Annotated in this window: 21 protein-coding genes and 2 tRNA genes; 10 read left to right on the forward strand and 13 right to left on the reverse strand. The window is 71.6% G+C overall.

Annotated elements, in window-relative coordinates:
* Positions 1–45 precede the first annotated feature (45 nt).
* Positions 46–702 (reverse strand): alpha/beta hydrolase family protein, encoded by a 657-nt coding sequence (locus ACZ516_RS23080; protein ID WP_469011540.1) that lies wholly within the window; start codon positions 700–702, stop codon positions 46–48.
* Position 703: 1 nt separating this feature from the next.
* Positions 704–1,528: an SOS response-associated peptidase gene (locus ACZ516_RS23085; protein WP_358588990.1), complete on the reverse strand. Its 825-nt coding sequence runs from the start codon at positions 1,526–1,528 to the stop codon at positions 704–706.
* A gap of 49 nt (positions 1,529–1,577) precedes the next feature.
* Between ACZ516_RS23085 and ACZ516_RS23090 the strand changes: the two genes are divergently transcribed.
* The 4 genes from ACZ516_RS23090 (at position 1,578) to ACZ516_RS23105 (ending at position 5,132) form a co-directional block, all read left to right on the forward strand.
* Positions 1,578–2,300 carry a M50 family metallopeptidase gene (locus ACZ516_RS23090; RefSeq protein ID WP_361079530.1) on the forward strand — a complete coding sequence of 241 codons (723 nt, stop codon included), beginning with the start codon at positions 1,578–1,580 and terminating at the stop codon, positions 2,298–2,300.
* A gap of 32 nt (positions 2,301–2,332) precedes the next feature.
* Positions 2,333–3,667, forward strand: coding sequence for a 3-phosphoshikimate 1-carboxyvinyltransferase (gene aroA / locus ACZ516_RS23095; RefSeq protein WP_358588994.1), 1,335 nt, complete (start codon positions 2,333–2,335; stop codon positions 3,665–3,667).
* A 17-nt stretch (positions 3,668–3,684) separates the two neighbouring features.
* The gene (gene rsgA, locus ACZ516_RS23100; protein ID WP_358700418.1) at positions 3,685–4,695 is read left to right on the forward strand and encodes a ribosome small subunit-dependent GTPase A; all 1,011 of its coding nucleotides are present in this window, start codon (positions 3,685–3,687) and stop codon (positions 4,693–4,695) included.
* Between the two features lie 113 nt (positions 4,696–4,808).
* Positions 4,809–5,132 (forward strand): DMT family transporter, encoded by a 324-nt coding sequence (locus ACZ516_RS23105; protein WP_358588995.1) that lies wholly within the window; start codon positions 4,809–4,811, stop codon positions 5,130–5,132.
* A 25-nt stretch (positions 5,133–5,157) separates the two neighbouring features.
* Here the strand turns inward: ACZ516_RS23105 and ACZ516_RS23110 are convergent, their stop codons facing one another.
* Positions 5,158–5,763, reverse strand: a complete 606-nt coding sequence (locus tag ACZ516_RS23110; RefSeq protein ID WP_469011541.1) for a TetR/AcrR family transcriptional regulator — start codon at positions 5,761–5,763, stop codon at positions 5,158–5,160.
* 143 nt (positions 5,764–5,906) lie between these two features.
* Between ACZ516_RS23110 and hisN the strand changes: the two genes are divergently transcribed.
* Together hisN and ACZ516_RS23120 are read left to right on the forward strand one after the other, a co-directional pair.
* On the forward strand, positions 5,907–6,707 hold the full coding sequence (gene hisN / locus ACZ516_RS23115) for a histidinol-phosphatase (RefSeq protein ID WP_358698333.1): 801 nt from the start codon (positions 5,907–5,909) through the stop codon (positions 6,705–6,707).
* 223 nt (positions 6,708–6,930) lie between these two features.
* On the forward strand, positions 6,931–7,332 hold the full coding sequence (locus ACZ516_RS23120; protein ID WP_361079534.1) for a CBS domain-containing protein: 402 nt from the start codon (positions 6,931–6,933) through the stop codon (positions 7,330–7,332).
* An 88-nt stretch (positions 7,333–7,420) separates the two neighbouring features.
* Here the strand turns inward: ACZ516_RS23120 and ACZ516_RS23125 are convergent, their stop codons facing one another.
* A complete protein-coding gene (locus ACZ516_RS23125) occupies positions 7,421–8,872 on the reverse strand; it encodes a catalase (protein ID WP_469011542.1) in 1,452 nt (483 codons plus the stop codon).
* A gap of 178 nt (positions 8,873–9,050) precedes the next feature.
* Here ACZ516_RS23125 and ACZ516_RS23130 point away from each other — a divergent pair, with 178 nt between their 5' ends.
* Positions 9,051–9,467 (forward strand): Fur family transcriptional regulator, encoded by a 417-nt coding sequence (locus tag ACZ516_RS23130; RefSeq protein WP_358698329.1) that lies wholly within the window; start codon positions 9,051–9,053, stop codon positions 9,465–9,467.
* Between the two features lie 137 nt (positions 9,468–9,604).
* Here the strand turns inward: ACZ516_RS23130 and ACZ516_RS23135 are convergent.
* The 4 genes from ACZ516_RS23135 to ACZ516_RS23150 form a co-directional block, all read right to left on the reverse strand.
* A tRNA-Met gene (locus tag ACZ516_RS23135) sits at positions 9,605–9,678 on the reverse strand.
* A gap of 75 nt (positions 9,679–9,753) precedes the next feature.
* Positions 9,754–11,604 carry a tetratricopeptide repeat protein gene (locus ACZ516_RS23140; protein ID WP_361079538.1) on the reverse strand — a complete coding sequence of 617 codons (1,851 nt, stop codon included), beginning with the start codon at positions 11,602–11,604 and terminating at the stop codon, positions 9,754–9,756.
* A gap of 244 nt (positions 11,605–11,848) precedes the next feature.
* A tRNA-Met gene (locus tag ACZ516_RS23145) sits at positions 11,849–11,922 on the reverse strand.
* Positions 11,923–11,972: 50 nt separating this feature from the next.
* Positions 11,973–14,975 (reverse strand): UPF0182 family membrane protein, encoded by a 3,003-nt coding sequence (locus ACZ516_RS23150; protein ID WP_469011612.1) that lies wholly within the window; start codon positions 14,973–14,975, stop codon positions 11,973–11,975.
* Between the two features lie 145 nt (positions 14,976–15,120).
* Between ACZ516_RS23150 and ACZ516_RS23155 the strand changes: the two genes are divergently transcribed.
* Complete coding sequence (locus ACZ516_RS23155; protein ID WP_358583286.1) at positions 15,121–15,660, forward strand: PPA1309 family protein; 540 nt, start codon at positions 15,121–15,123, stop codon at positions 15,658–15,660.
* A 96-nt stretch (positions 15,661–15,756) separates the two neighbouring features.
* On the opposite strand, the gene ACZ516_RS23160 is transcribed toward ACZ516_RS23155, so the two are convergent.
* From ACZ516_RS23160 to ACZ516_RS23175, 4 genes are all read right to left on the reverse strand, one after another.
* Entirely contained in the window at positions 15,757–16,845 is a 1,089-nt protein-coding gene (locus ACZ516_RS23160) for a YlbL family protein (protein WP_361079540.1), read from the reverse strand.
* Between the two features lie 86 nt (positions 16,846–16,931).
* A complete protein-coding gene (locus tag ACZ516_RS23165) occupies positions 16,932–17,102 on the reverse strand; it encodes a hypothetical protein (protein WP_219688003.1) in 171 nt (56 codons plus the stop codon).
* Positions 17,103–17,284: 182 nt separating this feature from the next.
* On the reverse strand, positions 17,285–17,749 hold the full coding sequence (locus ACZ516_RS23170; RefSeq protein ID WP_469011543.1) for a molybdenum cofactor biosynthesis protein MoaE: 465 nt from the start codon (positions 17,747–17,749) through the stop codon (positions 17,285–17,287).
* A 129-nt stretch (positions 17,750–17,878) separates the two neighbouring features.
* Entirely contained in the window at positions 17,879–18,991 is a 1,113-nt protein-coding gene (locus ACZ516_RS23175) for an SDR family oxidoreductase (RefSeq protein ID WP_358583282.1), read from the reverse strand.
* Positions 18,992–19,181: 190 nt separating this feature from the next.
* Between ACZ516_RS23175 and ACZ516_RS23180 the strand changes: the two genes are divergently transcribed.
* Entirely contained in the window at positions 19,182–20,675 is a 1,494-nt protein-coding gene (locus ACZ516_RS23180) for a zinc-dependent metalloprotease (RefSeq protein ID WP_358583281.1), read from the forward strand.
* The gene (locus ACZ516_RS23185; protein ID WP_469011544.1) at positions 20,672–21,205 is read left to right on the forward strand and encodes an NUDIX hydrolase; all 534 of its coding nucleotides are present in this window, start codon (positions 20,672–20,674) and stop codon (positions 21,203–21,205) included. The genes ACZ516_RS23180 and ACZ516_RS23185 overlap by 4 nt, the downstream gene beginning before the upstream one ends.
* Before the next feature lie 123 nt (positions 21,206–21,328).
* Here ACZ516_RS23185 and ACZ516_RS23190 read toward each other — a convergent pair whose 3' ends face one another.
* Complete coding sequence (locus ACZ516_RS23190; protein ID WP_358583279.1) at positions 21,329–22,084, reverse strand: AIM24 family protein; 756 nt, start codon at positions 22,082–22,084, stop codon at positions 21,329–21,331.
* Positions 22,085–22,095 lie beyond the last annotated feature (11 nt).

Below are 22,095 nucleotides of genomic sequence, written 5' to 3' on the forward strand. Positions count from 1 at the left end.
AACACGTCTGCGACGGTGTTCACCGTCTGTTCGCGACAACAGAGGTCACGTGTCCAACATTCCCGCCCACCGCGTGACGGCGTCCGTGATGAGGGCCACGGCCTCCTCCTGGGTCGTCTCCGCCTTCTTCGGCACCGCGAAACCGTGATCGCCGTACGGCACTTCCGCCATGTCGTACGCGCCGTCAGGGAACTCGGCGGGCCTGCCGAAGGGGTCGTTCCCGCCCTGGACGACCAGGGTGGGCACCCCGGCGCCGAGCAGCTCGTCGGCGCGGGACTTCTCGGGCCTGCCCGGAGGGTGCAGGGGAAAGCTGAGGGCGAGCACGGCGGCGGCGCCCAGCTCGGCGGCCGTGCGGCAGGCCACGCGGGCGCCCGCGCTGCGGCCGCCGGAGATCACCGGGAGCCCCCGCTTCTCCAGTGCGGGCCAGACGCCCCGCCAGCCGACGTCCAGCGTCTTGGGGGCGGGCGCCAGCTTCTTTCCGGCGACCCGCCAGGGCTGCTCGACGAGGGCGACGCTCACGCCGTGCGCGGGCAGCGCGACGGCAAGGGCCGCCAGGTCGCGGGCCTCGATGCCGCCGCCGGCGCCGTGGCCGAGGGCCAGCAGGAGGCGGGGCCTGCCCTTCGCCGGGTGCCAGGTGATCCGCGCCTCGCCGGCGTCGGTCTCGACGGTCTCGCGCCGGGGCGGGTGTGTTTCGTGCGTCACGTCAGAAGAGTGTGCCCTCTTCGGGGCCGTCCAGCTCCTTCAGCAGCTCCGGTCCGTTGTTGCGTACGTTGCTGACCGCCGTGGAGACGGGGTAGGCCCGCATCAGGCCGGGCGGGGGCGGCTCCAGGAGGGGGCGCAGGTCCTCGACGTCGGTGCGGGACGGGTCGAGCCAGGCGTCCCAGCGGTCGGGCGTCAGCATCAGCGGCATGCGCGGGTGGATGTCGGCGAGCGAGCGCGGGCCCTCGTCGGGGGCGACGGCCAGCGGCGTGGTCTCGGCCTCCGTGGTGATCACCGTGCAGGTCACCCACCAGGCCAAGGGGTGCTCGTCGGGCAGGGTCTTGTCCCGCCAGAACTCGTAGAGGCCCGCCATGGCGAAGACGGAACCGTCGGCGGGGGTCACGAAGTAGGGCTGCTTGCGGGGCCGCTTCTTCTTGCCCTCGACCTCCAGCCGCCGCTCCTCGGGCGCGGTCAGCCACTCGTAATAGCCGTCGGCGGGCAGCACGCAGCGGCGGGCGGCGAAGGCGCGGCGGTAGGCGGGCTTCTCGTGCACGGTCTCGGCGCGGGCGTTGATCATCCGGGCGCCGCCCTCGGGCGTCTTGGACCAGGAGGGGACGAGGCCCCACTTGAGCGTACGCAGCTGGCGAACCGGAGCCGGGTCCTCGGCGTCTTTCAGGGGGCGGTCGAGCACCGCGTAGACCTCTTTGGTGGGGGCCACGTTGTAATCGGGGGCCAACTCCTCCCCCTCCTCATCGGGGTGCCACTTCTCGATCTCGAAGATCCCCGCGAGATCCGCGGGCCCACGACTCGATGCATACCGTCCGCACATACGTGCCAGACTGCCACGACCCGATCCCCCAGAGGAGCCAGTTCCCGCAATGGAAAGCACCGCCAACGCCAGCCTGGCCGCCCTCTGGGACCGCGTCTTCGGCACGCAGCCCGCGCCCGAGCAGTGGCTGGTGATCGGGGCCGCTCTGGTGGCCCTCGCCGTCGTCGTGCCGCACGGCACATGGCGCCTGGCCCGCAACGCCGTCACCATCGCGCACGAGGGCGGCCACGGTCTGGTCGCGCTGCTCACCGGGCGCCGCCTCGACGGCATCCGGCTGCACTCCGACACCTCGGGCCTGACCGTCTCGCGCGGCAGGCCCACGGGCCTCGGCATGATCCTCACCGCGGCGGCGGGCTACACCGCTCCCCCGCTGCTCGGCCTCGGCGGCGCGGCGCTGCTCTCCTCGGGGCGCATCACGGCGCTGCTGTGGATCGCCACCGCGCTGCTCGTCGTGATGCTGGTGATGATCCGCAACGCGTACGGAGCCCTGACGGTGCTCCTGACCGGCGGCACCTTCCTGCTCGTCTCCTGGCTGGCGGACACCGACGTCCAGGCGGCCTTCGCGTACGCGGTGGTGTGGTTCCTGCTCCTCGGCGGGGTGCGCCCCGCCTTCGAGCTGCAGGCCAAGCGCCGGCACGGCGGCGCGGGCGACTCGGACGCGGACCAGCTCGCGCGGCTCACCCACGTGCCCGCCGGGATGTGGCTCTTCCTCTTCCATGCCGTCTCGCTCTGTTGCCTGATGGGAGGGGCGCGCTGGCTCCTCGGCGTCTGAGCGGGGTCCGCGGCAGCCACTAAAGTGAGGGCATGACCGAAACCCCGGCGCACACCGCCCTCTGGCCAGCCCCGCACGCAAGCGGAGCCGTCACCGCGACGGTCCACGTACCCGGTTCGAAATCGGTCACCAACCGCGCGCTCGTGCTGGCCGCGCTCGCCGCCGAGCCGGGCTGGCTGCGCCGCCCGCTGCGCTCCCGCGACACGCTGCTGATGGCGGGCGCCCTGCGCGCGATGGGCGTCGGCATCGAGGAGACGGTGTCCTCCAGCTCCTCCGCCGCGGGCGGCTGTGGCGAGGCCTGGCGCGTGATCCCCTCGGGCCTGCACGGCCCCGCCACGGTCGACGTCGGCAACGCCGGCACGGTCATGCGCTTCCTGCCCCCCGTCGCCGCCCTCGCCGACGGCCCGATCCGCTTCGACGGCGATCCCCGGTCCTACGAGCGGCCGCTGACCGGTGTGATCGACGCCCTGCGGGTGCTCGGCGCCCGGATCGACGACGACGGCCGCGGCGCGCTGCCGCTGACCGTGCACGGCGGCGGCGCCCTGGACGGCGGCCCGGTCGAGATCGACGCCTCGTCGTCCTCCCAGTTCGTGAGCGCCCTGCTGCTGTCGGGCCCGCGCTTCAACCAGGGCGTGGAGGTGCGTCACGTGGGCGGCGCGCTGCCCTCCATGCCGCACATCCGCATGACCGTCGACATGCTCCGCTCGGCCGGCGCGCAGGTGGACACCCCGGAGGCGGGCGGCGAGCCCAACGTGTGGCGGGTGACCCCCGGCGCGCTGCTCGGCCGCGATCTGACCATCGAGCCGGACCTCTCCAACGCCCAGCCGTTCCTCGCCGCGGCCCTGGTCACGGGCGGCACGGTGACCATCCCCGACTGGCCCGCGCACACCACGCAGCCCGGCGACGCGCTGCGCGAGATCTTCACGGAGATGGGCGGCTCCTGCGAACTGACCGAGCAGGGCCTGGTGTTCACCGGCTCCGGCTCGATCCACGGCCTGGACGTCGACCTCGGCGAGGTCGGCGAGCTGACCCCCGGCATCGCGGCGGTCGCGGCCCTCGCCGACTCCCCCTCCACGCTGCGCGGCGTCGCCCACCTGCGGCTGCACGAGACGGACCGCCTGGCCGCGCTCACCAAGGAGATCAACGAACTCGGCGGCGACGTCACCGAGACCGCCGACGGCCTGCACATCCGGCCGCGCCCGCTGCACGGCGGCGTCTTCCACACCTACGACGACCACCGCATGGCGACCGCCGGCTCGATCATCGGCCTCGCGGTGGAGGGCGTACGGATCGAGAACGTCGCGACGACGGCGAAGACCCTGCCGGACTTCCCCGACCTGTGGACGACCATGCTCGGGAACGGCTGACGGGCGGTACGACGACCATGCGCCGCTACGGCAAGAACCCCGACGAGGACGACATCCGCGTCCGCCCCAACCGCAAGGGCAACCGCCCCCGCACCCACATCAGGCCCAAGCACGAGGACGCCGCCGAGGGCATGGTCCTCACCGTCGACCGGGGCCGCCTCACCGTGCTGGTCGACGACCGGGTCGTGATGGCCATGAAGGCCCGCGAGCTGGGCCGCAAGGCCGCCGTGGTGGGTGACAGGGTCGCGGTCGTCGGGGATCTGTCCGGGAAGAAGGACACCCTCGCGCGGATCGTGCGGATCGCGGAGCGCACCTCCGTCCTGCGGCGCACCGCCGACGACGACGACCCCTACGAGCGGGTGGTCGTCGCCAACGCCGACCAGCTCGCCATCGTCACCGCCCTCGCCGACCCCGAGCCGCGCCCGCGCCTGATCGACCGGTGCGTCGTGGCCGCGTACGACGGCGGGCTCGAACCGATCCTCGTGCTGACCAAGTCGGATCTGGCCTCCGCCGACAAGCTCCTGGAGACGTACTCCACCCTCGACATCCCCTACGTGGTCACCAGCCGCGAGGAGTTCACCGACGGTGCCGAGCTGGCGCGGGTGCACGAGCTGCTCGACGGCAAGGTCACCGCCTTCGTCGGGCACTCCGGGGTGGGCAAGACGACGCTGGTCAACGCGCTGGTGCCCGAGGCGCAGCGGCGCACGACCGGGCACGTCAACGCGGTCACGGGCCGCGGCAGGCACACCACCACCTCCGCGCTCGCGCTGCCGCTGGCGGAGGTGGGCGGATGGGTGATCGACACCCCGGGCGTGCGCTCGTTCGGGCTCAACCACGTCGACCCGTCGCGCGTCATCCTCGCCTTCCCCGACCTGGAGCCCGGGACGGAGGGCTGCCCGCGCGGCTGCAGCCACGACGAGAAGGACTGCGCGCTGGACGCCTGGGTCGCCGACGGGCACGCCGATCCGCAGCGCCTGTACTCCCTGCGCCGGCTGCTGGCCACGCGCGAGCGGCGCGAGGACGACTGACCCGGCCGGTGTTTGCGGCTGCGCGGCGCCAGGTAGATGCATACTCGCACCAGGCCGGATCGAGCCGGACGGAAGCGGCCGCGGCGACGTGGACGAGTGCGGGAGGCAGGGACATGGCGTGGCTGCTGGTCATCGTGGCGGGGTTTCTCGAGACCGGCTTCGCGGTCTGTCTGAAGCTGTCGCACGGCTTCACCCGGCTCTGGCCGACGATCGCGTTCGCCTGCTTCGCACTCGGCAGCTTCGGTCTGCTCACCCTGGCGCTGAGGAAGCTCGACGTCGGACCCGCCTACGCGGTGTGGACGGGCATCGGCGCCGCGGGCACCGCGATCTACGGCATGATCTTCCTCGGTGACCTGGTCTCCACGCTCAAGATCGTCTCGATCTCCTTCGTCATCATCGGCGTGATCGGGCTCCAGCTGTCCGGCTCCGCGCACTGACGGCCCGCCCGGCGCCACCGGGCGCTCACCTGGCGGCGACCCAGCGCCCTATGGCCCCGCGGACCACCTCCGCGGGGTCGTCGTCGCCGCGGGCGGGCGCGACCACGTACGACAGGGCGAGGCGGACGGCGCTCTCGCAGGCGAGGGCGAGGTCCGGGTCCCGCGGCCTGCCCCGGCCGCCGAGCGCGGTCACCGCGCGGTCGCGCACCAGCGCGAGCAGCTCCGCCGCCGAGGGCACCCCGGCGTCCGCGCGGCGCTGCGCGGGCACCGGCGACGCGGCCCCGGGGGCCCTGCTCGGCGTGGGCAGCCGATCGCTCCAGCAGCCGGTGAGCGCGGCCCGCACGAGCGCGTTGCCGCGCGCGGCGCCCACCGTCCAGGCGGCGACGGCGGCCAGGCGGTCGGCCGGTTCGCGCTCCTCGGCGAGCGCGCGTTCGACGCCGTGCAGATAGCCGTCGGTCTCGCGGCGCAGGAGGGCGCGGGCGAGACCGTCCTTGCTGCCGAACTCGTTGTAGAGGGTCTGCCGGGACACCCCGGCGACCGCCGCGACCTCGACCATGCGCACCCCCGGCCACGGTCTGCGGGCGAGCGCCGTGAAGGCCGCGTCCAGTAAGGATTCCCGTGCTGCGGGCATCCCCGCCTCCCCGGGTCGAAGCGGCTCCGGCTGCCAGCGTTGACGCGCTCGCGGGCACTGTCAAGAGCTCCGGCGCGAGCCCGCGCGAGCGGGCCGGATCGGGCGCTGTGGCCCGCCTGGACCGGGCTCGATACTGTTCACCCATGCCCGACTACCACGATGATCTGCGTCTCGCCCATGTCCTCGCGGACGCCGCCGACGCCCAGACCATGGACCGGTTCAAGGCCCTCGACCTCAAGGTCGAGACCAAGCCGGACATGACGCCGGTGAGCGAGGCCGACAAGGCGGCCGAGGAGCTGATCCGCTCCCAGCTGCAGCGCGCGAGGCCGCGCGACGCGATCCTCGGCGAGGAGTACGGCATCGAGGGCACGGGCCCGCGCCGCTGGGTGATCGACCCGATCGACGGCACCAAGAACTACGTACGCGGTGTGCCCGTGTGGGCCACGCTCATCTCCCTGATGGAGGCGGGCGAGGGCGGCTACGAGCCCGTCGTCGGGGTGGTCTCCGCGCCCGCGCTCGGCCGCCGCTGGTGGGCGGCGAAGGGCGGCGGCGCGTACACGGGGCGCAGCCTCACCTCGGCGACCCGGCTGCACGTGTCGAAGGTCTCGCGGCTCTCGGACGCGTCCTTCGCCTACTCCTCGCTCTCCGGGTGGGAGGAGGAGGGCCGCCTCGACGGGTTCATGGACCTCACCCGGGCGGTGTGGCGCACCCGTGCCTACGGCGACTTCTGGCCGTACATGATGGTGGCGGAGGGCGCGGTCGACATCTGCGCGGAGCCGGAGCTGTCCCTGTGGGACATGGCGGCGAACGCGATCGTGGTGACGGAGGCGGGCGGCAGCTTCACCGGCCTCGACGGCCGGCCGGGCCCGCACAGCGGCAACGCGGCGGCGTCGAACGGCCTGCTGCACGACGAACTGTTGGGCTATCTCAACCAGCGGTACTGAGCCGTACGGAGCTGGATCGGCACTGCCGTTCGGACGCGCCACGGACGTTCTGCCCGGATGCCCCGAACTGACCACGCACGCCCTCTTGTTGGCCCCCGCTCCGCCTGCCACATTGAGAGTCCCCACTCTTGTGCACTTGTGAATCCTTTCTCCGAGCCGGGAGCGGAGGCAATCCTTCGCCCACCGGGAGACCTTGGATTCACCAAGGAGGTGGCTCACGCCCATGCACGTCCGCGACGCCATGAGCACGGTGGTCCTGACCATCGGCCCCACCCACACCCTGCGCCAGGCGGCCAGGCTGATGTCGGCGCGCCGCGTCGGCGCCGCCGTCGTCCTCGACCCCGACACCTGCGGGCTCGGCATCCTGACCGAGCGCGACATCCTCAACTCCCTGGCCCGCGACCAGAGCCCGGACACCGAGATCACCGGTACGCACACCACGACCGACGTCGTCTTCGCGAGCCCCGCGTGGACCCTGGAGGAGGCGGCGGACGCCATGGCGCACGGCGGCTTCCGGCACCTGATCGTCCTGGACGCGGGCGAGCCCGCGGGCATCGTCTCGGTCCGCGACATCATCCGCTGCTGGGCGCCGGTACGGCGCGCGGCGGCGCGGGTGACGGTCTGAGCGGCAGCGGGTGACGGCCTGAGAAGACGGCGGCGGGCCGGTCCCCGAAGGGATCCGGCCCGCCGTCATGCCCCGGCAAGGGGACCGGTCAGCCGCGCAGGGCCTGGACCGCGGCCTCCAGCCGCTTGCCGAAGTCGGCGTCCGCCTGGCGGAAGTTGTTGATCGCGCGCTCGGCGATGTCGTCGCGCGAGACCTTGGCGATGAAGCCCGACAAGTTCTCGACCAGCCGGTTCTTCTCGTCCTCGGTCATCAGGCGGTAGAGGTTGCCCGCCTGCACGAAGTCGTTGTCCTCGGAGTGGATCGGAGCGGCCTGATCACCGGTCACGCCGGTCACCGGGACCGGCTGCCACAGCGGGCGGTCGGTCTGGTGCGGCCCGCCGAAGCTGTTCGGCTCGTAGTTCTTCGCGCCCTTGTGGCGGCCGTCGTACAGGAAGCCGTCGCGGGAGTGGGTGCGCGCCTCGGCGGCGTGCGGGCGGTTCACCGGCAGGTGGTCGGCGTTGATGCCGACGCGGTAGCGGTGCGCGTCGCCGTACGCGAAGAGGCGGCCCTGGAGCATCTTGTCCGGCGAGGGGCCGATGCCCGGCACGAAGTGGGCGGGGCTGAAGATGGCCTGCTCGACCTCGGCGAAGACGTTCTCCGGGTTGCGGTTGAGCTCCAGCTTGCCGATCTCGATGACCGGGTAGTCCGCGTGCGGCCACACCTTGGTGAGGTCGAACGGGTTGAAGCGGTACGTCGCCGCCTCCGCCGCCGGCATGACCTGCACGCCCACGGTCCACGACGGGTACTCGCCCCGCTCGATGGCCTCGCGCAGGTCGCGCTGGTGGGAGTCGGGGTCCGCACCGGCGAGCCGGTCGGCCTCGGCCTGGGTGAGGTTCTTGATGCCCTGGTCGGTCTTGAAGTGGTACTTGACCCAGAAGACCTCGCCCGCCTCGTTGTTCCACTGGAACGTGTGCGAGCCGAAGCCGTCCATGTGGCGGTACGAGGCGGGGATGCCCCGGTCGCCGAAGAGCCAGGTCACCTGGTGGGTGCTCTCGGGGCTGAGCCCCCAGAAGTCCCAGACGTTGTCCGCCTCCTGCGAGCCCGTGTAGGGGTCGCGCTTCTGGGTGTGGATGAAGTCGGGGAACTTGATGGCGTCCCTGATGAAGAAGACCGGGGTGTTGTTGCCGACGAGGTCGTAGTTGCCCTCTTCGGTGTAGAACTTCAGTGCCCAGCCGCGGGGGTCGCGCACCGCGTCGGCCGAGCCGAGGTTACCGGCCACGGTGGAGAAGCGCAGGAACGTCTCCGTCTGCTTGCCGACCTCGGAGAGGAACTTCGCCCGCGTCCACTGCGAGACGTCACGGGTGAGGGTGAAGGTGCCGTAGGCGCCCGCACCGCGTGCGTGCACCACGCGCTCCGGTATCCGCTCGCGGTTGAAGTGGGCGAGCTTCTCCAGCAGCAGCTGGTCCTGCACCAGAACCGGCCCGCCGACGCCCGCCGTCTCGCTGTTCTGGTTGTCGGCCACCGGCGCGCCGGCCTCCGTGGTGAGCGGTCCCTGCGTCACGTGCGCCTCCTGCGTCATCAACCCTGCGGGTGGTCCCTGCGGGTTTCTATCCCTTGGCCAATGCCTGTCCTCTGACCAACGTCGTAATTGATCCTACGATAGACTTTGTCTAAGTCAAGTGAACATCCAAAGTCACACCCGTTCGGGACTGGCTCCCCTGCCTGTTAGGCTGGTTTTCATGAGTGACCTGTTGGAACGACTGCGCGGACGCGGCTGGCGCATGACAGCGCAGCGGCGCGTCGTGGCCGAGGTGCTCGACGGGGAGCACGTCCACCTCACGGCCGACGAGGTGCACGCCCGCGCCACGGACAAGCTGCCCGAGATCTCCCGGGCGACGGTCTACAACACCCTGGGCGAGCTGGTGAGCCTCGGCGAGGTCCTGGAAGTGGCCACGGACCGCCGCGCGAAGCGCTACGACCCGAACGCCCACCGGCCCCACCACCACCTGGTGTGCGCCCGCTGCGGCGCCATCCGGGACGTGCACCCCACGGGCAATCCGCTGACCAGCCTCCCCGACTCGGAGCGCTTCGGCTTCACGGTCGAGGGCGTGGAGGTCACCTACCGGGGCGTCTGCCCGGACTGCGCGACGGCCTGAGCCCTCCCGCGTTCCACGTTGTACGAAGGGCCCGGCACCTCTCGGTGCCGGGCCCTTCGTCTCGCCCCGGGCCGGCGCACGCTCCCGGAAAACACCGAAGGCCCGGAATCCTGGGATTCCGGGCCTTCGGTCTTCAGTAGCGGGGACAGGATTTGAACCTGCGACCTCTGGGTTATGAGCCCAGCGAGCTACCGAGCTGCTCCACCCCGCGTCGATGAACCCAACAGTACGGCAGGCCTGCGACCAGCGCAAATCCGTTCCGGGGGCGGGGCGACCCCGGGATTTCCTAGGCGGACAGCTCCTGCCGCAGCGCCTCGCGCAGCCGGCCCGCCCGCTCCGCGACCTCCGCGGGGCCGAGCTCCACGGCCCGCGAGGCCCAGCGCTGCCCCTGCGCCAGCTGCCCGCGCCGGGCGTACAGCAGGGCGAGCCGCAGCGCCGCCCTGCCGTGCCCGGCGTCGGCGGCCCGCGTCCACCACAGGGCGGCCTCGGGCTCGCTGCCCTCGCGGGCCAGGAGCAGCCCGAGGTTGAAGGCGCCGTTGCGGCTGCCGGCCTCGGCGGCCTTGCGGTACCAGCGCGCCGCCTCGACGACGTCGCCCCGGCCGGCGGCCAGCATGCCGACCCGGACCTGGGCGCGCCGGTGGCCCTGCTCGGCCGCTCGCTCGTACCACTCCTCGCACTCGGTCTTCTGCGCCGCCGACTCGCCGAGGGCGGGCGGTGCCGCGGCGGCGCGGCGCGCGTCGAGCAGCGTCCCGAGCCGGTACGCCGCCTCCGCGCTGCCACCCCCGGCCGCGCACCGCAGATGCCGTTCGGCCTCCTGCTCGTCGCCCTCGCGCAGCCGTGCGGTGCCGACCTGGAGGGCCGCGTCGGTGTGCCCGGCGGCGGCCGCGCGCTCGTACCAGCGCAGGGCGCAGGCCGCGTCGCCGCGGCTCGCGTACAGGATCCCGAGGTTGAACGCCGCGTCCACGCTGCCCGCCTCGGCGGCCTTGGAGAACCACGGCTCGGCGCCGGCCGCGTCCCCGCCCTGGAGCAGCAGCACGGCCAGCGCGTTGGCGGCCTCGCGGTGGCCCGCGTACGCGGCGCGGCGGTACCACTGGTCGGCCTGCGAGGTCCGGCCCTGCTCGGCGCAGAGCAGCCCGAGGTTGTACGCGCCGTTCACGTCGCCCGCGTCCATCGCGGCGCGGTACCAGCGCTCGGCGGTCTGGGTCTCGCCGCGCTCGGCGTGCAGCGCGCCCAGCGCGTTCGCGGCGTTGCCGTCACCGTCCTGGGCGGCCTTGAGCCACCACACGGCGGCGCTCTCCTCGTCGCCCGCGTCCCGCAGCAGGAAGCCGAGGGCGCAGGCCGCCCTGGACTCGCCGTCCTTGGCCGAGTTCAGGTACCAGCGGCCGGCCTCCTTCAGCTCGCCGCGGTGCTCCAGGATCGCGCCGAGGTGCAGCGCGGCCCTGCGGTGGCCGCGCGCGGCGGCCTGGCGGTACCACTGCTCGGCCTCGCCGGCCGGGGTGTGCGTGCCGCCGCCCTCGCGCGCGACGCGGCCGGCCCGCACCGGGCTCTCGCCGCGCTCGATGGGCTCGCCGCGCTCCGCCGCCGCCCGCCGGTCCAGCGCACGGGCCAGGCGGTACGCGGCCTCGCGGTGGCCCCGCTCGGCGGCGACCCGCAGCCAGCGCTCGGCGCCGACGTCCCCGCGGTGCTCCAGCAGGTCGGCGAGGGCGTACGCCCCCAGGGTGTGGCCCTGCTCGGCGGACTGGCGCAGCCAGTACTCGGCGGCGGGCTCGTCGCCCCGCTCGCGGTGGTAGCGGCCGAGCGCGTGGGCGGCCGCTGCGGACCCCGCGACGGCGGCGACCCGCCACCAGCCGGCCGCCTCGTCGGCGTAGCCGCGCTGGTGGAGCAGGACCCCGAGGTTGTTGGCGGCGGCGCGGTCGCCCTCGGCGGTCGCCGCGCGCAGCATGGACTCGGCCCCGTCCAGATCGCCGCGGCGCAGCAGCAGGCTCCCCAGGACGCTCATCGCGTCGACATCCCCCGCCTCGGCGGCCAGCCGATGGCGCATCTCTTCGGCGACCGCCCCGGGATCTTCCTCCCGGTCGGCCGCCTGCACAAACCGCCCTGTATCCAACAGAGTTGCCTTGTCCCCCATAACGTCCATCGTCGCACCACCCGCAACCTGGGTACACCGCATATACCGCGTATACCCACAGCCAGTGAAGTCACTTCGGCGTTTTGTCGACATGCCCACAGAGAGATAAGTGAAACACAGATACCCCAACTCTCCCCCGTCAGCGCGCCGTTCGCGCGAGTCGGCATAGGACACCCGCAAACCCACGGCGGACCCCACGCACGGCACACGACAAAGGCCCGGATCCGTAAGGATCCGGGCCTTCACCTTGCAGTAGCGGGGACAGGATTTGAACCTGCGACCTCTGGGTTATGAGCCCAGCGAGCTACCGAGCTGCTCCACCCCGCGCCGTTGTGTTCAAACCGTACCACGGCGCGAGGTGGCTCCTTGACCAGCCGCTAGTCGCCGCTCCGGTCGCCCTCCTTGTCGGAGGGTTTGTCCCCGCCCTTGTCGGAGGGCTTGTCGGCGTCCTTGTCGGAGGGCTTGTCCGCGCTCTTGTCCACGTTCTTGTCCGCGCCGTTGGCGGCGTCCTTCTTCGCCGCCGCGGCCGACGCGTCCTCGGCCCGCTCCAGTGCCTCCTGGAGGCGGTCCTGCGCCTCGCCGTACTTCTTCCAGTCGCCGCTCTTCATGGCCTTCTCGCCGTCCTCGAACGCCTTCTGGGCGTCGTCGAGCGCGGCCTGGACCGTCGGGTCGTTCTTCTTCGGCGGCTTGGTCGGCTCGTCCGCGTCCCCGTCCTGGTCCGCGGCCGGTGGCTTGGTGCCGCCGGCCGCGCCGAAGACCTGGTCCAGGCCCTGGCCCAGGGTGTCCGCGAAGACGGTCTCGGTGCCGTAGGAGACGGCCACCTTCTTCAGGAGGGGATACGCCGACTTGCGGCCCTGTACGTAGACGGGCTCGACGTAAAGGAAGCCGTCGTCCAGTGGCACGGTCAGCAGATTGCCGTAGAGGACGTCGGAGTCGGCGCCCTTCATGTCGCGGACGAAGTTGCCGACCTCCGTCATGGAGTTCAGCTTGTTCTGCACCTGTTCCGGGCCGTCGACGTCGCCCGTGACTCTCAGCAGCTTCATCCGGCCGTAGTTCTCGCTCCTGGCGTCCGCGTCGACCGTCATGAAGGCCCGTAGGTTGGGCCGCTCACTCGGGGTGAACGTCGTCGTCAGCGCGAACTGCTGCTGGCTCTGGCCCGGCGCCTTCATGGACAGGTAGTACGGCGGGACCGCGCTGTCGTCCTTCTTCGTCGGGTCGTTCGGCACCTGCCAGGCGTCACTCGCGTTGTAGAACTGGCCCGGGTCGGTGACGTGGTAGAGCGTGAGGAGCTCGCGCTGCACCTTGAACATGTCCTGCGGGTAGCGCAGGTGGTCCTTGAGCGCCGGCGGGATCTCGCTCTTGTCCTTGACGGTGCCCGGGAACGCCTTCTTCCAGGTCTTCAGGACCGGGTCCTTGTCGTCCCAGGTGTAGAGCTTGACGTCGCCGGTGTACGCGTCGACGGTCGCCTTCACCGAGTTCCGGATGTAGTTGACCTGGTTCTGCTGGGCGATCACCGTGCGCTGGCTGTCCTCCTGCGACAAGGAGTCGGCCGTGGTGTCACCGAGCGTGGTGCGCGAGGCGTACGGATAGCCGTTGGAGGTCGTGTAGGCGTCGACCACCCACTGGATGCGGCCGTCGACCACCGTCGGGTAGACGTCGCCGTCGATCGTCAGCCAGGGGGCCACCGCCTCGACGCGCTCCTTGGGCGTGCGGTTGTACAGGATCCGCGAGCCCTCGCCGATCGCTCCGGAGTACAGGATCTGCGGCTCACCGAAGGAGACCGCGTACGCCGCGCGGTTGATCGGGTTGGAGAGGTTGACCCCGCTGTCGCCCTTGTAGCTGTAGGTCTTCTGACCACCGCCGTCCTCTTCGTAGTCGAGCTCCTTCTGGGGCCCGCCCACGATCGAGTACTGGGTCGTCTTCTCGCCGTAGTAGATCCGCTGCTCGTAGTCCTTCATCTCACCCGTGGTGGGCAGACCGGACTCGGTGAAAGCCGGGGCTCCCTTGGAGCCCTTCTTGGTCTCCGTGCCCTTGGCGGCGACGACGCCGTAGCCATGGGTGTAGGCGAAGTGGTCGTTGATCCAGTTCCGCTTGTCGAGCTTGTTCACGTTCAGCTCGCGCAGGCCGACGATGGTGTCCTGGCCGTTGTAGCGGTCCACGTCCAGCGTCCGCGGGAACTGGTAGTAACTGCGCTCCTGCTCCAGCTGCTGGAACGTGGGCGAGACGATGTTCGGGTCGTTCAGCCGGTAGTTGGCCGCCGAGTCCGCGTTCTCGCGCTTCTTTTGGCGGTCCTCGTCGACCTTGCCCGCGCCCCGGTAGTCCTCGGGCTTCACCCCGTTGATGCCGTAGGCGTCACGGGTCGCCTCGATGTTCTTCTCGATGTACGGCGCTTCCTTGGCCTGCTCGTTCGGCTGGACCTGGAACTTCTGGACGATCGCGGGGTAGAGCCCGCCGATGAGGATCGCCGAGAGCACCATCAGGCCGAAACCGATGACCGGCAGCTGCCAGGTGCGCCGCCACAGCGTCGCGAAGAAGAGCAGGGCGCAGATGACGGCGATGCAGAACAGGATCGTTTTCGCCGGCAGGTACGCGTTCGCGTCGACGTACCTCAGGCCGGTCCAGTTGCCCGTCGCCTTGAAGTCGCTGGACTTCACCGCGAGGCCGTACCGGTCGAGCCAGTACGCCACGGCCTTGAGGGAGACGAAGACGCCGAGCAGCACCGAGAGGTGGCCGGTCGCCGCCGCGGTCGCGCGCGCGCCGGGGCTGGTGATCCGCAGCCCGCCGTACAGGTAGTGCGTCAGGGCGGCGGCGACCAGGGAGAGCACCGCGGCCGCGAAGCCGAAGCCCAGCAGGAAGCGGTACCAGGGCAGGTCGAACGCAAAGAACGCCACGTCCATGTGGAACTGCGGGTCCTTCTGGCCGAAGGGCACACCGTTGACCCACAGGAGCCAGGTGCGCCACTGCCCCGCCGCGGACGCGCCCGCGATCAGGCCCACCAGGGCCGTGATCGCGATCAGCAGCCACTTCTTGTACGGGGCGATGCCCATGCGGTACCGGTCGAGGCTCTGCTGCTCCATCGACATGGCGCTCAGCGGCGGGCGCAGCCGGTGCGCCAGCCAGATGTTCACGCCGACCGCGGCCGCCATGAGGAGGCCGAAGACGAAGAAGAGGCCGATCTTGGTCCACAGGGTCGTCGTGAAGACCGATGAGTAATGGACCGAGCGGTACCACAACCAGTCGGTCCAGAACCCGGAGAACATGACGAAGGCCATGGCCAGCACGGCCAGCACGCCCAGTGTCATGAGCAGGGTCCGGACGCGACGGGAGGGTCGGCCCACTCTGATCCGTGGCCCCGACGGGCCTCCGCCGCGGTCCGGCATCTGGAAAGCCAAGGTGCGCACCTCGAAGTTCGCTGTTGATTCGTTGGTCCGTCAGGCCCCCGAGATCGCGGACCCACACCTATGCAACTTACTCACGCTTTACTCGGTTCCCGATTCTCGGGACTAACGAGGCAGGATTGTGACCATGTCCAACACACCCATGGCAGCGAGCCCCCTCACCCGGGCCGTGCTCGAGATCGACGAGTACGTCTCCGGCCTCGGCTGGGACCGGCCCGCCCGCCTCTTCGCGCTCGTCGACACGGCGCGGCTGCGCACCCAGGAACCCGGCCTCGCCTCACAGCTCGGCCTCGACGACGGCGTCGAACACGCCGGTTTCACCCCCATCGAGCAGGAGGAGATCTCCGCGGACAAACCGCTGGACGAGTTCCTCGGCACCATCGCCTGGCCGGACGCGGTGACGGGCTGCGCCCTCACGGTGGAGCGCCTGATGCTGCCGCCGTCCGCCGAGACGTCCGTCCCCGAGGGCCTCAGCGAGGCCCAGCTGGCGAAGTGGGTGGCCAAGCACCCCGACCGCCAGGAGGTCCGCATGACGGTCGCGGTGCTCCGTGACGGCGCGCGCGAGTCGGCGCTGCGGCTGCGCGAGAAGGACTCGCCGACCGAGGTCCTCACGGGCTCCGACCTGGTGCCCGGCCTGGCGGACGCGCTGGCGGCGACGTTCGCCTAGAGCGGCCCACCGCGTAGAGCGGCCCATTCACTCGTACGTTCGTACGCACGCGGGGGTGCCGGTGGGCGCCCCCGCTGCCGCTCTGCTTCTGCCGCTCTACTTCGCGGAGCAGCTCGGCAGGGCGTCGGTGTCGCCCTCGCGGATCTTCTTCAGGGCCCGCACGGCGTCGTGGATGGTGTCCACCTTGACCAGGGTGAGGCCGTCCGGGACGTCGCTCGCGGCGGCCGCGCAGTTGGCCTTCGGCGTCAGGAAGTACTGCGCGCCCTTGGCGCGCGCGCCGACGGTCTTCATCTGGATGCCGCCGATGGGCCCGACCTTGCCCCGGTCGTCGATGGTGCCGGTGCCGGCCACGAACTCACCGCCCGTGAGGTCCTCGGGCGTCAGCTTGTCGACGATGCCGAGCGCGAACATCAGCCCGGCGCTGGGGCCGCCCACGTCGGCGAGCTTGATGTCGATGGTGAACGGGAAGGTGTGGTCGGTGCCGGCCTCGATGCCCACGATGGCGCGGTCGGCGTCCTCCGCCTTCTTCGTCGTGATCTTGATGTCCTCGGTCCGGGTCGGCTCCTTGTCGGTCTTCTCGGCGGCGGCCGCCTCCTTGACCGGGACGACCGTGAACGTGACGCTCTCGCCGGGGTCGTGCTCGGTGACGAACTTGGCGACGTCCGTCCTGTCCTTGACGGGCTTGCCGTCGACCTCCTTGATGACGTCGCCCGCGTGCAGCTTGCCCTCGGCCGGGTCGCCCTTCACGACGGTCGAGACGATGACCTGGGACTTCACCGGGAGATGCAGCTCCCTGAGGGCCGCGACCTTGGCACTCTCCTGGGACTCGCTGAACTCTTCGGCGTTCTCCTGGGAGGACTGCTGCTCGGTCTTGCCGTCGGGGTAGAGCGTGTCGTGCGGCACCACGATGTTGTCGTGGGCCAGCCAGCCGTAGACGGCCTCGGCGAGGTTCATCTTGTAGTCGGCGCTGGTCACCCTGACCGTCGTCATGTTGAGGTTGCCGGTCGTGGGGTACGTCTTGTGCCCGGAGATCTGCAGCACCGGCTCGCCGTCATGATCACCGAGCGTGTTCACCGTGGGGCCCGGGGACATCTCCGCGTAGGGCACTTTGATGAGCACTCCGGCGCAGAGCAGCGCGATCAGCATCAGGGTGGAGGCGAGCATCGTCGCAGTGCGGCGTGGCATGGAACGACAGTACGGGACGGGCCTGTCGGCGCACCTGTGGGGCCGGTCCGTACGGGGGCGCCACCAGGGCCGTCGCAGGGGCCCTGTCACGTGCCGGAGCGGGACTTCTCCATCGCCTCGCGGAAGGCCGCGTAGCCGTTCAGCTCCGTGTGATCACCGGTGCGGCCCGACTTGCGGTTGCGGGCGGCCCAGCTGCCCCACAGACCCGCACCGACGGCCGCCAGAAGCGGAATCAGCAACCAGGCAAGTGATGCCATGTCGACCTCCTGACCCCATGAGCGACCGCAACTGACTGATCAGCAGATTAACCATCCGCAGGGTCAACGCTCACGGCAGGGGTCGGGTTACGCAACCGGAGCCGCATGGGTCAATCACCCCCCTGCCGCCTCCTCGCGCCCCTCGGCCGCCTCCCCCGAGCCCCTGACGGCCCGGGTGGGACTCAACAGGCCCCGACCCACTCCTCCTTGCCGTCGGAGAACCGCTGGTGCTTCCAGATCGGCACCTCGTGCTTGAGGTCGTCGATGAGCTTGCGGCAGGCCTCGAAGGCCTCCGCGCGGTGCGGGCAGGAGACGGCCACGACCACCGCGAGGTCGCCGACCGCGAGATCGCCCACACGGTGCACGGCGGCCAGGGCGCGCACGGGGAAAGCGGCGACGACCTTTTCGGCCACCCGGCGCATCTCGGCCTCCGCGGTGGGGTGCGTCGAATAGCCGAGCTCGGTGACGTCCGCGCCGCCGTCGTGGTTGCGGACCGTGCCGACGAAGAGCGCCGTGCCGCCCGCCGCGTCGTCCCCGACGGCCCGGAAGACCTCGTCCAGGGAGAGCGGGGTGTCACGGATCGCGAGGAGGCGGATCGGGTCCTGGGCGGCCTGCTCGCCGGGGTGGTCCATCGTGGTGCGTGCCATGCGGCCATGGTGCCGCACGGCACGGACATCGCGGAATAGATCTTTCGCCCGGCACGCGCGTGTGCCGCCTTGGACCTCTCTACAGCCGGCGGGCGGCGCGGCCCCGCCGGCGGCCCGCCGGGCGAGCCCTCAGATCCGCCGCCGCGCCTTGCGCGCCCTGCGCACCACGGCCGCCGCGCCGAGCAGCGCGACCGTCGCCCCCGCGGCGCCCGCCGCCGTGGCGTCCTTGCGGCCCAGCCGCCGTCCGGCGACGGTCCGCCGCCCGGAGACCTCTTCGAGCAGCTCCGCGAGCACCTCTTCATTCGTCCAGCGGGGCCGCCACCCGGCGTCGTGCAGCCTGCTCACGCTGACCACCCAGGGGTACATCGTGTAGGCGAGGTCGCCGGCCGGGGACGGGGTGAGGCCGATGCGGTGCAGCCGGGCGGCGGCGCCGAGCGCGACCGCCGAGGGCAGCTCCATGCGGCGGATCCCGCTGAGCTCCTCGACCTCCTCCTGCTCCAGCCAGCCCTCGCAGCCCACGGCCAGCTCGCCGTCGACCTTCTCCAGGACGGCGTATTCCAGAGCGCTGCACAGGTCTTCGACGTGGCAGAACTGCCAGGCCGGCCGGGAACCGGCCACCACCAGCAGGCGCGGCGACTCGAAGTAGCGCGTAAGGGCCGTGTCCGTGCCGCCCACGAGGGTCGCGGGGCGTACGACGGTGACGTTCAGGCCCGGGTGCGCGCGGGGCGCACGCCGGGCGAGCCGCTCGACCTCCAGGAGGTCGCCGACACCGGTGGCCTCCGCGGTCGCCCGCAGTTCGCCGTCTTCGGAGAGGGGCAGTTCGTTGTCGGGCAGTGCTCCGTAGACCATCGCCGAGGTGCACAGGACGACCCGGTGGACGCCCGCGGCGGCGGCTGCGGTCAGGACGGTCTGGGTGCCGCGCACGTTGTACGCGGTGCGGGCGGCGCCGTCGGTCTCCAGGTCGAGGTCGAGCGCCAGGTGGACGACCACGTCCGCCCCGCGCAGTTTCTCGGCGATCGCCGGGTCCCGCACGTCCAGGATGTGCCACTGGACCTGCGAGCACTCGCCTCGGCGCTCGTCGATGGCGATGACCTGCTTGATCTCCTCCGAGGCGGCGAGCCGCTCGGTCAGCAGCGCCCCCACGCCGGAGGCGGCGCCGGTGACGGCGACGACGGGCCCACGGGCGGGCACCGGGGTTGACGGGTTTCGCGCTGCGCGAACCTGCGGATCTGGGGAACTCACCGGGCGTCTCCAGCGGTTGTCTTCAGTACGTACGCGGATGACGCGTACGTACCAGGTGGCATCCATCCTGCCGCAGGCCATCAGTCGGCGAAGCACCGAGGCCCGAACCCGTCACGGTGTCTACGCTGGGTGGTGTTGTAGGGCAGCCGCCGCCGGACGATACCGGCGGCCTGACGAGCCGAGGAATCCCGTGAGTGACACCCCATTCGGATTCGGCCTTCCGCCGGAGGAGCCGGACGACGGCGACGAGGGCAGGAAGAAGGAATCCCCCGGACAGGGCCAGGGCGGGGCGCAGGGGGCCGGAGGCGCCGGAAATCCGTTCGGCTTCGCGTTCCCCGGCGCGGGCGGCCCGGGCGGCGGGGACAACCCCTTCGCCGCGATGTTCGGTGCCATGAACCCGAACGACCTGGGCGCCGCCTTCCAGCAGCTCGGCCAGATGCTCTCGTACGAGGGCGGCCCGGTGAACTGGGACATGGCCAAGGACATCGCCCGCCAGACCGTCTCCCAGGGCACGGCGGACGGCAGCAAGGACGCCAGCGTCGGCCCCGCCGAGCGCTCCGCCGTCGAGGAGGCCGTGCGCCTGGCCGACCTGTGGCTGGACGACGCCACGTCGCTGCCCTCCGGGTCCGGGACGGCCGTGGCGTGGAGCCGCGCCGAGTGGGTCGAGGCGACCCTGCCGGTGTGGAAGGAGCTCGTCGACCCGGTCGCCGAGCGCGTCGGCCTGGCCATGGGCGACGTGCTGCCCGAGGAGATGCAGGCCATGGCGGGCCCGCTGATCGGCATGATGCGCTCCATGGGCGGCGCCATGTTCGGCCAGCAGATCGGCCAGGCCGTGGGGGTGCTCGCCGGCGAGGTCGTCGGTTCCACGGACATCGGTCTGCCCCTCGGCCCCGCCGGGAAGGCCGCGCTGCTCCCGGTGAACATCGAGAACTTCGGCAAGGACCTCGGCGTCGACAAGGACGAGGTGCGGCTCTACCTGGCGCTGCGCGAGGCCGCCCACCAGCGGCTCTTCGCCCACGTCCCGTGGCTGCGCTCGCACCTCTTCGGTGCCGTCGAGGGGTACGCGCGCGGCATCAAGGTCGACACGGCCAAGCTGGAGGACGTCGTCGGCCAGCTCGACCCGCAGAACCCCGAGCAGCTGCAGGAGGCCCTCCAGCAGGGCATGTTCCAGCCGGAGGACACCCCGGCCCAGAAGGCCGCCCTGGCCCGCCTGGAGACCGCTCTGGCGCTCGTCGAGGGCTGGGTGGACGCCGTGGTGCACGCCGCCGCCAAACCCCGCCTGTCGTCCGCCGACGCCCTTCGGGAGACGCTGCGCCGCCGCCGTGCGAGCGGCGGTCCCGCCGAGCAGACGTTCGCCACGCTGATCGGTCTGGAGCTGCGTCCGCGCCGGCTGCGCGATGCCTCGCGCCTGTGGGCCTCGCTCACGGACGCGCGCGGTGTCGACGGCCGCGACGGCCTGTGGGAGCACCCGGACATGCTGCCGACGGCGTCCGACCTGGACGACCCCGACGGTTTCGTCCACCGCGAGCAGCTGGACTTCTCCGAGCTGGACAAGATGCTCGGCGAGGCGGCGGGCAGCGCTTCCTCGCCCGGGCCGGACGTCGAGAAGCCGGACCTCAAGAAGGACGAGGGCCCCGAGAAGGGCGCGGGCGACGGCGAGGCCCCGGAGGACGGCGGCAAGTGAGCCTGTACGACGACGCGGTCCTCGTACTGAAGGAGTACGAGGGCCGGGACGACCAGGCCGAGCTGCGCCTGGCCTATCTGGACCACCTGTCCGCGCACGGCGAGGACGGCATGTGGAAGGCGTGCACGGCCGGCCATGTGACGGCGAGCGCCTTGGTCGTCGACCCCACCCGGGGGCGGGTGCTGCTGACCCTGCACAAGAAGCTGCGGATGTGGCTCCAGATGGGCGGCCACTGCGAGCCCGGCGACACCTCGCTGGCCGCGGCCGCGCTGCGGGAGGCCACGGAGGAGTCCGGCGTGCCCGGCCTGACGCTCCTGACGGGCGGCCCCGTGCGCCTGGACCGCCACCCGATCCCGGGCCCGTGCACGCGGCACCTGGACGTACAGTACGCGGCGCTGGCCCCGGCCGACGCGGTCGAGGCGATCAGCGACGAGTCACTGGACCTGCGCTGGTTCCCGTACGCCGAGGTGGCGGACGTGGCCGACGAGTCCGTCGTACGCCTGGTGGAGGCGACGAGGACACGCCTGTAGAGCGTCGATGCGCCCCTCCGGGGACGCACACCAAAGGGGCGCGGGGAACTGCGCGACCAGCCACAACCGGCCCGCAGCCCTCCCCGCGCCCCTTTGGTGTCCCCTTTTGAACACGCGGAGCGCTCAGCTCCAGACGTTCCCCTGGTTCTGCCCCCGGGCACCTTGCTGGCCCAGCCCGAGCTGCGCCTGGGCGCCCCGCCCGATGACCGCGTTCTGCGGCGGCAGCATCTCGCTGGGCTGGACGAGCGCGTAGCCCTGTCCCATGAAGCTCAGCTCCCAGCCCTCGCCCGTGTTGCCGCGGCGCCGCCAGACGCCCGAGGAGTGGGTCTGGGCCTGCATCTGCACGCGCAGGCCGTTGGACCAGGCGACGATGGCGTCCGCGTCCGCGTTGACGTACCGGTCGGGCGTGACCTGGAGCATCAGCGGCTGGCCCGACGTCATCAGGGCGACCTTGCCGCGCCCGGAGATGTTGAGCTGGTACTTGCCGGAGCCGGAGATGCCGTACTGGCTGTCCACGGCGATGACCTGGTGGGTCAGCGACGAGTCCATCGCGAGGACATAGCTGCTGTCCACGGTCAGGCCGTCCTGGTCCACGTCCACCACGTGGATGTACTGGGCGAGGTTGGCGAAGTAGACGGTGCCCTGACCGTGGCAGCGCATCAGGTCCAGGCCCTCACCGGTGTGCGCGCGGGCACGCTGGCTGCCCCGGCTCTGGTACTCGGCGTCGAACTCGATCATCCCCTGGTAGGCGACCATGGCGCCCTTGCGGGCCAGGACGTCGTCGTGGCCCTCCAGGGCGACCCGCAGCAGCTGCGGGTTCTGGACGGAGTAGCGCTCGTGGGTCTGCTGCTCGGCGTGCGCGAAAAGTGGGCTCTGCATGGTGTGTCGCT

The sequence above is a fragment of the Streptomyces sp. NPDC034037 genome (assembly GCF_055575715.1).

What these genes read in the sequence shown, in the direction of transcription:
- ACZ516_RS23170 (WP_469011543.1), bottom strand. Translation starts at nt 17,749, where the DNA reads ATGGCACGCACCACGATGGACCACCCCGGCGAGCAGGCCGCCCAGGAC.
- ACZ516_RS23165 (WP_219688003.1), bottom strand. Translation starts at nt 17,102, where the DNA reads ATGGCATCACTTGCCTGGTTGCTGATTCCGCTTCTGGCGGCCGTCGGT.
- rsgA (WP_358700418.1), top strand. Translation starts at nt 3,685, where the DNA reads ATGCGCCGCTACGGCAAGAACCCCGACGAGGACGACATCCGCGTCCGC.
- ACZ516_RS23130 (WP_358698329.1), top strand. Translation starts at nt 9,051, where the DNA reads ATGAGTGACCTGTTGGAACGACTGCGCGGACGCGGCTGGCGCATGACA.
- ACZ516_RS23120 (WP_361079534.1), top strand. Translation starts at nt 6,931, where the DNA reads ATGCACGTCCGCGACGCCATGAGCACGGTGGTCCTGACCATCGGCCCC.
- ACZ516_RS23190 (WP_358583279.1), bottom strand. Translation starts at nt 22,084, where the DNA reads ATGCAGAGCCCACTTTTCGCGCACGCCGAGCAGCAGACCCACGAGCGC.
- hisN (WP_358698333.1), top strand. Translation starts at nt 5,907, where the DNA reads ATGCCCGACTACCACGATGATCTGCGTCTCGCCCATGTCCTCGCGGAC.
- ACZ516_RS23155 (WP_358583286.1), top strand. Translation starts at nt 15,121, where the DNA reads ATGTCCAACACACCCATGGCAGCGAGCCCCCTCACCCGGGCCGTGCTC.
- aroA (WP_358588994.1), top strand. Translation starts at nt 2,333, where the DNA reads ATGACCGAAACCCCGGCGCACACCGCCCTCTGGCCAGCCCCGCACGCA.
- ACZ516_RS23160 (WP_361079540.1), bottom strand. Translation starts at nt 16,845, where the DNA reads ATGCCACGCCGCACTGCGACGATGCTCGCCTCCACCCTGATGCTGATC.
- ACZ516_RS23140 (WP_361079538.1), bottom strand. Translation starts at nt 11,604, where the DNA reads ATGGACGTTATGGGGGACAAGGCAACTCTGTTGGATACAGGGCGGTTT.
- ACZ516_RS23110 (WP_469011541.1), bottom strand. Translation starts at nt 5,763, where the DNA reads ATGCCCGCAGCACGGGAATCCTTACTGGACGCGGCCTTCACGGCGCTC.
- ACZ516_RS23090 (WP_361079530.1), top strand. Translation starts at nt 1,578, where the DNA reads ATGGAAAGCACCGCCAACGCCAGCCTGGCCGCCCTCTGGGACCGCGTC.
- ACZ516_RS23150 (WP_469011612.1), bottom strand. Translation starts at nt 14,975, where the DNA reads ATGCCGGACCGCGGCGGAGGCCCGTCGGGGCCACGGATCAGAGTGGGC.
- ACZ516_RS23105 (WP_358588995.1), top strand. Translation starts at nt 4,809, where the DNA reads ATGGCGTGGCTGCTGGTCATCGTGGCGGGGTTTCTCGAGACCGGCTTC.
- ACZ516_RS23085 (WP_358588990.1), bottom strand. Translation starts at nt 1,528, where the DNA reads ATGTGCGGACGGTATGCATCGAGTCGTGGGCCCGCGGATCTCGCGGGG.